At 61.6% G+C, this 12376-nt stretch carries 11 protein-coding genes; 3 read left to right on the forward strand and 8 right to left on the reverse strand.

Annotated features, from left to right (window positions below; genetic code table 11):
• Nucleotides 1–194 precede the first annotated feature (194 nt).
• Complete coding sequence (locus tag EN807_RS14205; protein ID WP_135935363.1) at nt 195–1421, forward strand: glycosyltransferase family A protein; 1227 nt, start codon at nt 195–197, stop codon at nt 1419–1421.
• 418 nt (nt 1422–1839) lie between these two features.
• Here the strand turns inward: EN807_RS14205 and EN807_RS14215 are convergent, their stop codons facing one another.
• From EN807_RS14215 to EN807_RS14230, 4 genes are all read right to left on the reverse strand, one after another.
• Nucleotides 1840–2835 carry a glycosyltransferase family A protein gene (locus EN807_RS14215; protein WP_135935876.1) on the reverse strand — a complete coding sequence of 332 codons (996 nt, stop codon included), beginning with the start codon at nt 2833–2835 and terminating at the stop codon, nt 1840–1842.
• 615 nt (nt 2836–3450) lie between these two features.
• The gene (locus tag EN807_RS14220) at nt 3451–4104 is read right to left on the reverse strand and encodes a hypothetical protein (protein ID WP_135935364.1); all 654 of its coding nucleotides are present in this window, start codon (nt 4102–4104) and stop codon (nt 3451–3453) included.
• Between the two features lie 132 nt (nt 4105–4236).
• On the reverse strand, nt 4237–4902 hold the full coding sequence (locus EN807_RS36520) for a GFA family protein (protein ID WP_348640238.1): 666 nt from the start codon (nt 4900–4902) through the stop codon (nt 4237–4239).
• Nucleotides 4903–5937: an NAD(P)-binding domain-containing protein gene (locus tag EN807_RS14230; RefSeq protein ID WP_246684092.1), complete on the reverse strand. Its 1035-nt coding sequence runs from the start codon at nt 5935–5937 to the stop codon at nt 4903–4905.
• Between the two features lie 15 nt (nt 5938–5952).
• On the opposite strand from EN807_RS14230, the gene EN807_RS14235 reads away from it, so the two are divergent.
• On the forward strand, nt 5953–6291 hold the full coding sequence (locus EN807_RS14235; RefSeq protein ID WP_135935365.1) for a helix-turn-helix domain-containing protein: 339 nt from the start codon (nt 5953–5955) through the stop codon (nt 6289–6291).
• A gap of 46 nt (nt 6292–6337) precedes the next feature.
• Here the strand turns inward: EN807_RS14235 and EN807_RS14240 are convergent, their stop codons facing one another.
• From EN807_RS14240 to EN807_RS14255, 4 genes are read right to left on the reverse strand one after another with little or no spacing between them, the layout of a single operon-like run.
• Nucleotides 6338–7162 carry an ABC transporter permease gene (locus EN807_RS14240; protein WP_135935366.1) on the reverse strand — a complete coding sequence of 275 codons (825 nt, stop codon included), beginning with the start codon at nt 7160–7162 and terminating at the stop codon, nt 6338–6340.
• A gap of 2 nt (nt 7163–7164) precedes the next feature.
• Entirely contained in the window at nt 7165–8451 is a 1287-nt protein-coding gene (locus EN807_RS14245; protein WP_135935367.1) for an ABC transporter permease, read from the reverse strand.
• 5 nt (nt 8452–8456) lie between these two features.
• Nucleotides 8457–9506, reverse strand: coding sequence for an ABC transporter substrate-binding protein (locus EN807_RS14250; protein WP_127315105.1), 1050 nt, complete (start codon nt 9504–9506; stop codon nt 8457–8459).
• A gap of 5 nt (nt 9507–9511) precedes the next feature.
• Nucleotides 9512–10654 carry an ABC transporter ATP-binding protein gene (locus EN807_RS14255; protein ID WP_135935878.1) on the reverse strand — a complete coding sequence of 381 codons (1143 nt, stop codon included), beginning with the start codon at nt 10652–10654 and terminating at the stop codon, nt 9512–9514.
• 333 nt (nt 10655–10987) lie between these two features.
• Here EN807_RS14255 and EN807_RS14260 point away from each other — a divergent pair, with 333 nt between their 5' ends.
• Nucleotides 10988–12376: a PLP-dependent aminotransferase family protein gene (locus tag EN807_RS14260; protein WP_135935368.1), complete on the forward strand. Its 1389-nt coding sequence runs from the start codon at nt 10988–10990 to the stop codon at nt 12374–12376.

The following is a 12376-nucleotide window of genomic DNA, read 5'->3' on the forward strand; positions in this document are numbered from 1 at the left end:
GTGTTCAAGCATATAGCTGATGGCAATAAGACCACGAGGCCACGGGCACGGATGTGAGCGAAATGAAAGGAAGCATGAAGGCATCCACAAGTTTGGGCGGATTGAAACCAGCATATTAGCACATGTCGCCGCCGTAAGTGCGAAGACCGCGCGAATTCTCAGACGTTGAAGTAGCCAGTAGGGAGAGGCGCGGCTTGATACTGTCCCGCTCGAGCATGCTAGTGTTTGGGCCGGTGGCGCTCCCGTCTTTCTTTTATCCTTCATCAAAAGCAGGTTTTTTCGATATGCAACCCGCAGTTTCCGTCATCATTCCTGCTTACAATGCGGAAATGACCATCCGACACACCCTCCAGTCGGCCGCCTCGCAAACTTTCAAACAGCTAGAGATCATAGTGGTCGATGACGGGTCGACCGACCGGACCGCTGAGATCGTCGAGGCATTTGCAACCAGTGATCCGCGTATTTCTCATCTGAGACAGCAGAACCAAGGGGTTGCTGCCGCCAGAAACCTGGCAATTCATGCGGCGAAGGGTGAATTTATAGCGCCACTTGATGCGGATGATGTGTGGCACCCGACAAAGCTGGAAAAGCAGCATAGCCTCTTTCAGTCGCGGCCGTCTCTCGGCCTTGTCTACGCGTGGTATCGGGTCATCGATGATGATGATTGGGTGATCGAATGCTCCCCGCCAACTCTCGCTCGCGGGGACGTCCACAACTGGCTGCTGGTTGAGAATTTTATCGGCAACGCAAGTTCACCGCTAATCAGGCGATCAGTTCTTACGGCAACCGGGGGATACGACCCGTCGCTCAGAGCAGCAGGCGCCCAAGGAGCCGAAGACTTGCAGATGCAGCTCAACATTGCCGCGATCTGCGATTATGATGTCGTTCCGGAGTATCTGATTGGTTACCGGCGATCACCATCTTCTATGTCGACCAGGCATGTCGTCATGCTGACATCGCACCGGATCGTCCTTGAAACAGTCCGCACGCAACATCCCAAGCTAGCGTCTTTCTTGTTTCGTTGGTCCGATGGCGTGGCCTCAGCGTATTATGGCACCGAGGCCGCCCGCACGTCGCCAGGCGCGGCCATCGCTCCGCTTGTCCACGCAGCACTGATCGATCCGGCCGCGCTGTTTCATGTCTTCGCAAAGCCGTCTGCACAAGCCCTGTGGCGGCGGCTGCGTCGCTTTGCGCCGAGACTGCTCGCTGTTAAACAGCGCATGGTTTCGACCTCACCGCATTCCATCTGTACCTCCGGGCGTTTTTTTGACGCCGATCCGACCTTCATCTGCCAGCCATTTCCTCCAGAGTGGCTTCGAAGGCGAGTCCAGGTGGCCCTCAAGACGCCGACGCCGCGCCAGCTTCGCGAGTCAGGTCCGAGGAGTATTGATCCGTCCGCTCCCGTCGAAGGCCGCGCTTAAGGTCTTAAACACAAGGTGCCGGCACCCTGACCCCCGTGATCTGAGACCGGCTGAAATGGCAGGTGCTGAGCGACGCCCCGCCTAGGAAGCGCAATCTCGGCAGACAGCAGAAAACTGACATGATATTCGAAGCCTGCGCATCCGCAAGTACGGACGCGATCGTCGCGGCTGGCACCGGCAATCGACGGGCAGGTGTTCCGGGACGGGCGCCAGGAGCCGGTCAAATATCGGCTGCCATTTGCCGGATTGAGATGACGACGCTCCGAGACTCTGGAGCAGGGGAATGAACAGGAAGAGGCCGGCATCTTCGAGAACCGCCGCGGCCAAACCAAGTCCGACGATAGTCGGCCCCGCCATGCAGGTGCTGCCGCCAAGCGGATGAGCCGCCGCAACCGCCCGAACAGTGACGCGCTGATATTCACCAGCTGGTCTCTTCATAAAGCGGACGGAACTTGGCGTTCTTATTGCGCATCCGTTTCACTCCAACCTTGACCCAGCGAGGAACCAACCTGGCCCTGCAGTAAACGTCTACCATGTTGGGCAGGCGAGAAATTGCCGTGCGCGGATCCAGGACGAAGAGTCTCCTCGATAGGTCGCAGGCTACGTAAAGCTGCCCGCCGATCAAAGCTCTCAACGCAAGCCAATGGATCATATCGACCAGATGCGCATCGAGATCGCTGCCGAACTGCGGATATTTTTCGCGAAACTCGGCAAGAACAATCTCACACGAACGAAGCATCTGCATGACGTCGCTCGACATGTTGACGTTCGTTATCCGGTAACCCACGAGATGCTGAGGCACGACGCGGAATTCGTAATTTTCCGCTATTCTGAGGCACATTAGAAGATCCTCGCAGCCTTGTGCATTCCTGGCCCTCAGCGAAGGATCGAATTGTCCCGCCCGCTCGAATGCGGAGCGACGCACCAGCATCGAACTTCCGTTGCCGACAAAGTTCATTCTGCACATCCGTTGCAGAACGCGGCCATCGGCATCGGGCCGGAAGGATAGTGAGAATACCCGGCCGTTCTCATCGATTTGGGCAAACCAGCAATATGCCAGGCCCGCAGAAGAGCCGCCTTCCTGCAGGGCGCGCAGTTGCAGTGCGATCTTGGATGGGGCCCAGAGATCATCCGCGTCGACAAACGCCAGAAACTCGGCATCGGTCGAGGCCGCACCGCTGTTGCGAGCCTGCGCAACACCGGCGTTCGACTGCCTCATTAGGCGTATACGCCGATCTTTCTCAGCACAGGAGGCCACAATCGAGGCGGACTGGTCCGTCGATCCATCGTCCACCACGATAATGTCCAGCCGCTGATGCTCCTGCTGGCAGATGCTGGTCAAGGTGGCGCGAATGGTTCGCTCGGCATTGAACATCGGCACCACGACGCCTACCGTGGCATTGTCTTGGATCATTGGAGCCTTCGTTTTTTCTGCAGGAGCTGGTAAACAACGGATGACGCCAGCATTGCAATCAGGACCGCTCTTCCATGATCCTGCGCGAATTCGAGGCAAATGAGGTCGGTCATTCAGCCTGACTATCGTAGCTGGCGGGTTCGAACCGTGACGAAGCAACGCCAAATCCGAAAAACAGACACAAGGATCGGTCGCGTAGCGCTGCCTTATTAGCCTGTACTGAACAAGCCGGTCAACTGGCGCCGCGCGGCGCGGATTGGCGGCCGCCCGCAACTTCGGCCTCGCGTGCGCGGGACCTTGTGCTGGTCTTCGGTTGATGACTGCGCGATTTGCAGCGACATAATCCACGGGCAGGACGCGGCCTCGGCTGGCGACGCCGAACGGGCCATGGTGCGCGATCCCGATATCCTCATCCTGGACGAAGCCACCAATGCAGTGGACGGATGGTCGGAAGCGGCAATTGTCGAGACGCTCAAGTCGAGTGCCGGCCGCCGCAAGACCATTGTCATCAGCCATCATCACAGCACCATCTCGTTCTGCGGCCAGGCAGGCCATACGTACGGCCCTTGCAGGATTCAGCCGATAGCCAGCCGGCTTGCGCCGGCCCGCAAGACATCATTTCCCGGGCGCGCCCGGGAAATGTGTCATCAATTTCTGCTCGGCTGCCGCCCAAGCTCGATCGTGGTAACGGCGCAGAAGCAAGATGCTTACTACGAAGGCCAAAATTCCGGAAATCACGCCGAGAACCATCCCCGAGCCGATCACCGATGTCGCAACTATGCCCGCAAAGACGCCTGCGATCGCGCCGCTGATCGTACTCACCATGCCTGCGGTCGTCATGAAATACTGCAGGGGCGATGGTCTCAGTCCCTTGTCGACGAGCACCGCCGAGCGGTCGTCGCGCGTGGAGTGGATGAGGTACTTTTGCATGATCGGCGCGAGTTCGACGTAATAGTGCCGGATCCGCGCCATGCCACGGGCGTGCACCATATCCTCGATCGCAACCTGCACGGCGCGCACGAAAGTGACCAGACCGATGAAGAACAGGCAAGGCAGCAGGATCAGACTGAACAGCACGAAGGGCATACCCATTTCCGTGACTTGCGCGACGAATGACAGAGCGATCGTTACGCTTGAGACCGACGTGAGGAACAGATTGGCGCGCTGGTTCGCTTCTTGAATCGTGGCTGCGCGGGCGGTCTGCAGCACGAAATGCTCGGTTGTCATGCACTGCAGGAGTTGCTGCGTGTTGTTGCTCTCTTTTGTCATTGCGTCCTCCTTCGGCCGGCTCAACCACAATGCGACCGAAGGCGACTATGATCGGCCTGCCGGTTTTCCGTGGCCGGCCAGCGAAGCCGACAGAGCCTCCTCGCTCCGGTGATTGGATTTGCCATCGGAGCCTCAGGCAGCCCTCGGGAGGAAGTCGAGAGCTTGCCGCGACGATCGGCTTCGGAGCGTGTCTTGAGAGAACGTCGCGGAGCGCAAAGTGTTGCAAAGGAGTGCTGCGAGTGAGTCTTGGGATCGCAGTCGCCCGCGACAGCCATCCATCCAACCGGCAACCTTCTTGAATGGAAATCGATTGCCGAAGGAGACGTTGCCGGAACTCACGATGCCAGCCTGCTGCAAGCCAAGTATCGCGCTTGGTGACCCGCTCTCAAGAGGCGGCTGCTTCGGGCACACCCTCCAAGCAAAGCCATTTATGCTTTCTGTGAGGCCAATGGAGCATTGTCGGGGCGGGAATTCCGGGTCCTCCAGACAGCCGACCGATACCGATAGCGCATCCTTCAGCCCTTCTGCCCGCATGAAGACGACCGAGCCGCACGTCGTGCAGAATGTCTGCTCCAACCATTGTCCCGACAAGCCGGTTCTGCGCCAGGACCTGGTCTCGCCTTTCTGGCCGATGAGGGCAGAGTCGGCGTAGATGGCCCGGTACGAGAACGCCGTTCCGGTGCAGAGCTGGCATTCCATGCAACTGCACGCATAGACGCGTCGCGGCTCCCCGGCGAGGACAAGTTCCACGCCCCGGCATGAGCAGATCGCGGTTCGCTTTGTGTTGCCGCTATGCATTCACTGGCTCTCGGCTTTGCGCGGCGAACCACTTCGAAACAGGGGCGCGAGAGATGCAAAATCATCTTCCATGCTCCCGAGCGAGAGCGCCTGCCGAAAGATCATATCCATGGCGCGCGGCATAGCCGCGTCGAGGCCTCGCTCCTCGCATGCCTCAAGCAGATGCTGGAAGGCGCTGTAGTGGGCACCCAATGACGCCAGGGTCGCGTCGTCGCCGGCAAAACGGCGTGCATTCGTTCTATCCACCAGGTCAAACAGAGCGGCATCGACAACCAGCTTGAATCCGGAAAGATGGCTCCTGAACGTCGCCAGGTCGAGACCTTCGGCCTCGGCGACGGCCATGCCCTGGAGCGCTCCGAAGAGCCCGCCCCACATCTGGGTGAGCAGAGCGGTATCAAGCGCAGAGGCTTGACCCGGCAGCTCCCCGACATAGCTCGTGCCGCCGCCGAGTGCGAAAAGCAGGGGCTTTTGCTTCTCGTAAACGTCGCGAGAACCCGAATAAAGCAGTGCGGTCTCTGGCTTGCCGATAAAGTCCGGAGTTGCCATGATTGCCCCGTCCAGATAGCCGGCACCATGCGCTTCCACCCAGCGCGCTTCTTCCCGCGCCAGACGCGGTGAGCCGGAGGTGAGTTGTACGACGGCCTTGCCGGCCAATGCCGAAGCGACGTCACCTCGCTTCAGCAAAGCCTCGCTGGCGGCATAGTCGAGAACATTGATGATCACGAGCTCGGCCGCCTCAATTCCAGCCTCCACCGAGGGGGCGACCTTCGCGCCAAGGGCCGCTAATGGCTCGCACTTTGCCACGGTCCGATTCCAGACCCATGTTGGATAGCCGCGGTCGAGCAGCGCTCGAGCAATGGACGAGCCCATTCGGCCCGCGCCGAGCACGCAGACATTTGATGCCATAGGAACTTCTCCGATAAACTGATGGCCCTCTCGACGAGGGTCCGTTTCATGTTTGGCGCGCTCGATCCGAAGATATAAATTCTTGCTGCGTTGAGAAGTACGCACCTTGAGGTAAGCTATCGCCATCATGACAGGAGCTGCCAAATGAGGCGCAAGGAACCAGACAGCTGCGGTTTTGCTGCCGCGCTGCAGGCCATCGGCGGAAAGTGGAAAACCTCGCTGCTATGGGAACTGCACCTGCGGCCATACCGCTTCGCCGAACTGCGCCGGTTGCTGCCTGGCGTCAGCGAGAAGGTGCTCACGCAACAATTGCGGCAGATGGAAGCCGACGGGCTGATCAGCCGGCGCGTCTATGACGAGGTGCCGCCTCGCGTGGAATACTCGATCACGCCGCTCGGCTTTAGCCTGAACGATGCGGTGACAATCATGTCGGCGTGGGGCAAGCACCACGAGACATGGAAATCGCAGCGTAAAGCGGCCTGACCCGGGCAGACCTTTAGAGGTTCTGGCCGACCGCCGCACGATATTCCTACTCGATGCGTGGTCGCTGCTTGCCACGGCGGGCCAGAAGATTAGCGACAATGAGCAGGATGATCGACAGTGCCATCATCAGCGTCGCAGCGGCGGTGATCGCCGGGCTCAGCTTCTCGCGCAGGCCGATGAACATTTCGAGCGGCATGGTGCGCTGATTGGCGCTGGCCAGGAACTGCACCACGACGACCTCGTCGAACGAGGTGACGAAGGCAAAGGCCCCCCCTGACAGCACGCCGGGCAGGATCAGGGGCAGCATCACCCTGAAGAACGATGTGATGGGCTTTGCTCCGGAGATGGCGGCGGCGCGCATCAGATTGCGGTCGAAGCCGGTGAGGCTCGCTCCCACCGTGACGACGACGAACGGACTGGCGAGCGCGGTATGCGCCAGGATGATGCCGGCATAGGTGCTGGCAAGTCCGACACGTGCGTAGAACAGATACGAGCCGACGGCGGTGATCACCACTGGCACGATCAGTGGCGACAACAGCAGCGGCATGACAATGCGGCGACCGGGGAACTTTTCGTCGGAAAGCGCGATTGCCGTCAAGGTGCCCAGCGTCGTTGCGATCAGCGTCGTGCCGAAGGCAACGATCAGGCTGTTGCCGATCGCCGATTGCCAGCGCTGGGTTCCAAGCACGACCTCGTACCAGCGTGTCGAAATTCCCTCCAGCGGGAAGATGAAGAAGGCGCCGCTGTTGAACGACAGGGGAACGGGAACGAGGATCGGCACGAGGAGGAACAGGATCACCATGCCGCACCACAGCCAGAGCAGGGTGATGCGGATTCTTTCGCCTGTCGTCGGATAGGGAGACAGCAACATGGCTACACCAGCTTGAGGCGGTCGAGGCCGAGGATGCGGGCGAAGATGCCGAACAGCGCCAGGGTGAAGACGAGCAGGATGAAGCTGAGCGCCGCCGCCATCTCCCAGTTCAGTTCGACATTGACGTAGCTGGCGATGAAATTGCTGATCAGCTGGTCGCTGGCGCCGCCGATCAGCGCCGGCGTGATGTAATAGCCGAGGCAGAGGATGAAGGTGAGCAGGCAGCCGGCCATCACGCCCGGAAAGACCTGTGGAAGGTAGACGCGGCGAAACGCGGTAAAAGGTTTTGCGCCGAGCGAATAGGCAGCCTTCATCTGCGAAGGCTGGATGGTGCGCATGACGCTGTAGATCGGCAGCAGCGTGAACGGCAGCTGGATGTGGGTCATGGCGATGATCAGTCCGATGCGGCTGTACATGAGGTCGAGCCGGTCGTCGGCGACGCCTAGCCACAGCAGTAGGTCGTTGACCAGGCCGAATTTCTGCAGGAGCACCGTCCAGGCCGCGGTTCGCACCAGGATCGACGTCCAGAACGGCAACAGCACAGCGACGATGAGGATGGCGGCGAGGCCCTTCGGCACGGAGGCGATGAGGTAGGCGAGGGGGAAGCCCAGTATGAGCGTGGCCAGCGTCACCGCTGCGGCGACGAAAAATGTGCGCATGAACACCTGCACGAAGATCGCCTGTTCGGGTGGCACCCTTTCGATGCCGCCATCGGCATTCCAGCGCAGATCAAGCGCGCTCAGCAGGTAGAACGACGTCACGCTATGGGTGCCGCTCTCGATGACCGGCCATGTGCCCGGCGCCGACCAGAACGGCACGGCTTTCATCACCTCCAGCGGCGGCCTGTCGGCGGCTTCCAGTTGGCGCACCGTCTTGAGCACCTGGCTGCGTGCACCCGGCAGGCGGGCGTTGAGGCTCTTGGCGAGTTCATAGGCGGTGCCTTTGGCCTGATTGCTCCGGAGGTCGGCGGCAAGAGCCAGGAAGGCAGCGTCGTCGGGCAGTCCCGTGCCGTTCCAGCCGCGCAATGCCTGGCTGGTCTGCGGTAAGGCGTCGGCAATCGTCGGATCATAGACGGCGCGCGACAGAAGCAGGACGATCGGGATGCCGAAGCTCAGCGCCAGCAGCACAAGCAAAGGTGCCGCCAGCGCCAGCGACCGCAGCCGGTCGCCGAAATCGGCGCGATGAAGCGCTGCCGCGACCGACTTTGCTGTGCCGGAATCGGCGGCCGACCAGTCGCGGCTTGGCCGCGGCCGGTCCAGTTTCGTGGTCGTGGGCTCAAGCGCCGACATTTTCCCTACTGCGCTAGCCAGGCGTTGAAGCGTTTGACCAGATCCTCGCCATAGTCTCCCCAGAATTCGGTATCGGCGACTAGGTAAGCGGTCATGTGGTCAGGCGCGTTCGGCAATTTCGGCAGGGCGTCCGGCGCGACAAAGGAAGCTGCATCGATGCGCACCGGCCCGTAAGTGATATAGCTGGCGAGCTTGGCGTTGATTTCCGGCTGGCTGATATAGGCAAGATATTTGTAGGCCAGCTCCGGGTTCTTGGCGCCCTTCGGAATGGCGATCATGTCGTATTCGAGGATCTGGTTGTTCCAGACGATCTTGAACGGCGCCCCGTCCTTGTCGATGGCGTTCTGGATACGGCCGTTCCAGGCGGTGGTCATCACCACTTCCTTGGATGCGAGGAGCTGCGGCGGCTGCGCGCCGGCATCCCACCAGACGATGTCCTGCTTGATGGTGTCGAGCTTCTTGAACGCACGATCGACGCCTTCGGGGGTTGCCAGCACCTCGTAAACATCGGCTGGCGCGACACCGTCGGCCATCAGCGCCCATTCGAGGTTCTGTGCCGGAAACTTGCGCATCGCGCGCTTGCCCGGAAACTTTGTCGTGTCGAAGATGTCGAGGACCGAGGTTGGCGCCTCCTTCAGCACGTTGGGGTCATAGGCAAGCACATCGCCATAGGCGTCGAGACCGACGCCGCAGTCGAGTGCGGAACCTTCGATGAACTTTTCACGGGGGGCGATCTTGGAATAGTCGAGCCGCTCGAGAATGCCGGCGTCGCAACCCTGCAGCACGGTCGCGGTCTCGACCGTCACCAGATCGATCGGCACGTTGCCGGTGTCGACCATCGCTTTGACCTTGCCGAGATCGCCAAGATATTCCTGCTCGACGATCTTGATCCCAGTCTCCTTGCTGAACGGCTCGAACCATGCCTTGCGCTGGGCATCCTGCCAGGCGCCGCCGCTGGCCATGATCGAAAGTTCGTCGGCGAAGGCGGCATGTCCCATGGTGATGAATGCTGTGGCTGCCGCGAAGGCGAACAGCCGGGCCTTTGTGATTTTCATTGTTCTTATTCCCCTGTTTTCGAGATGGAACCGCCCGTCCCGGCATCGGCCGGAAAGGCACGGCAGTCGTTGGGCGCGCAGGAAACCGTGACCGGTTCCCCGTTGCCCATGGTCGCTTCGGGGCCAACCTTGACGGTCAGCACCTGTCCGTTTTCCAGCCTGGCCAGAAGACGCTGGTGGTCGCCGAGATAGATGCGGCCATCGACGGTGGCGGCTAGCGCATTTGCTCCGTTCGAAGCGGGCGCGAGCTTGAGCCGCTCCGGGCGGATGGCGACATGGCAGGCCGCGCCCTTGGCGACGCCGATGGCCAGCGCGGCGACCGAACCGCCGCCGTGCAGCGTGACGCGGCACTCCTTGCCGGAAACGCGCTCGACCTTGCCTTCCAGCGTGTTGTTCTCGCCGATGAAGCTGGCGACAAAGGAGTTCTGCGGCGTGTTGTAGAGATCATCAGGCGAACCGAGTTGGGCAATCCCGCCATTGTTGAACACGGCAACGCGGTCCGACATGGTCAGCGCCTCGCTCTGGTCGTGCGTCACATAGACGATGGTGACGCCGAGCATCGTGTGCAGTTGCTTGATCTCGAGCTGCATATGCTCGCGCAGCTTCTTGTCGAGCGCGCCGAGCGGCTCGTCCATCAGCACGAGGCTTGGCTCGAACACCAGCGCGCGGGCGAGCGCGACACGCTGCTGCTGGCCGCCGGAAAGCTGTGCCGGCCGCCGGTCGCCGAACTGCCGCAGCCGTACCATATCGAGCGCGCGGCCGACGCGGGATGCAACGTCCGCCTTGGTGATCTTGCGGACCGAGAGCGGGAAGGCGACGTTCTCCTCGACGCTCATGTGCGGAAACAGCGCGTAGTTCTGGAACACCATACCGATGTTGCGTTCGTAGGGCGGCAGCCTGTCGACTGACCGGCCTTCAAGCGTAATGACGCCGCCGGTCGGCCGTTCGAAGCCGGCGAGCATGTTGAGCGTCGTCGTTTTGCCCGAACCGGAGGGGCCGAGAAGGGTGAGGAACTCGCCGCGCGCCACGCTGAGGTTCAGCCGTGTCACCGCGAAAGTCCGGCCGTCATAGGATTTCTCGACATCGACGAATTCGACGAATCCCTGCCGGCCGGCGTCCGGTGCCGCAGCGGCGCTGTCGGCTGACAGGACTGTCGCTTCGGCGATCACGGACGGAAATCCGTTGAGCGGCGGCAATGGCCGCTTGTCGAAACGGGGTGGTGCTTGCCGTGCATGGGTCGGTCTCGCATGACGCCGCCCGCACAAGAGCGGCAAACCAAACTTGTATGCTCACACAATCGATCGCCAAAGAACCATAGATGCAGACAAGTTCGCCCGTCAAGCCGCTTTTTTTGGTATTGTGTGAGATTTTCCAGGCGGATTTTGAAAACTGGTACCGGACAAGTGCTATTGTCCGGAGCATTGTCTTATGCTAGATGCGCCGGTAGCCAGAGTGTCAACACACTGAAACCGCCAATCCACATGCTTCAGGACCTGCAACTCGCCTCGGATGAAGGCCCGGTCTACCGGCGCCTCGCGGACGCTATTGCCGAACGGATTACAGCCGGCACGCTTGCCGTTGGAGACCGGCTGCCGCCGCAGCGCGAGATTGCCCGCGCACTTGGCATCAACGTCACCACGGTGACGCGCGCGCTGTCGACGCTGCAGCGGCGCGGGCTGCTCGAAGCGCGGCCCGGGCGCGGCACCACGGTCGCCGCCCGCAACGGCGGCGAAGGACCAGGTTTCGTGTCGGCTCCGAGCGAAGACACCGGCGTCATCGATCTTTCCGTGAACAGACCAGCGACCTCGGCCTATCTCGACGCGCTGGCGCTGCTTTTGCCGCGCCTGTCCAAAGACCGGCACTACGTCACGCTTCAGGACTATCACCCGCCTGAGGGGCCGCTGTGGGCGAGAGAGGCAATCGCCGAGTGGATGCGGCCGGCGGCAGGCGACGGCGATCCCGGCCGGGTGGTGCTGGCGGCGGGCGCCCAGCATGGGCTGGACTGTGTGCTTGGCGCGGTGACCAGGCAAGGCGACGTCGTGCTCGCCGACGAAGTGACCTATCAGGGCATCAATGCATTGTGCCGGGTGCATGGGTTAGAGCTCAGAGGCGTCGCCATGGATCGTGGCGGCATGCGGGCCGACGCGTTCGAGGCGGCCTGCGCGCAGCTCCGCCCGCGCGCGGTCTTCCTGGTGCCGACCCTGCACAACCCGACCACCATCACGCTACCCCAGGAACGCCGGCACGAGTTGGTGGCTGTGGCCCGTCGCCATAACGTCCTCATCATCGAGGATGACGTCTACCGCCCGCTGGCGGACAATCCGCCGCCGTCGCTTGCCAGCCTCGAGCCCGAATTGACGGTTCACATCGGTGCCTTGTCGAAGTGCGTTGCCCCAGGACTGCGCCTCGGTTTTGTGATCGCGCCACGCGCCATAGCCGGCCAGGTCGCCGCGGCTTTGCGCATCAACTGCTGGAGCATCAGCCCTCTGACCGCGCTGATCGGCGCGCGACTGATAGAAGAGGGCGCGGCGGCGCGTATCATCGAAGCCCAGAAGCAGGAGCTTCGCCAGCGCCAGGCCATCCTCACCGAAATCCTCGGCCGGTACGATGTCCAGAGCCACGCCACCTCGACCCATGCCTGGTTGCGCCTCCCGGAGCCGTGGCGGGGTGCGGGTTTCGCTCGCACCTGCCTGGAACGTGGCGTTGCCGTTCTTCCCGGCGATGCCTTCGCGGTTGGGCGCGAGCCGGTGCAGCACGGGGTACGCATCAATGTCGGCGCCGCGCGCTCGCTCGACGATCTGCGCACGGCTCTGAACACCATGGCCGAACTGCTCGCGGCCGGGCATCTGCAACTGCCTGGCTTCGTCTAG

This window comes from Mesorhizobium sp. M5C.F.Ca.ET.164.01.1.1 (genome assembly GCF_004792125.1).
GTDB lineage: Bacteria > Pseudomonadota > Alphaproteobacteria > Rhizobiales > Rhizobiaceae > Mesorhizobium > Mesorhizobium wenxiniae.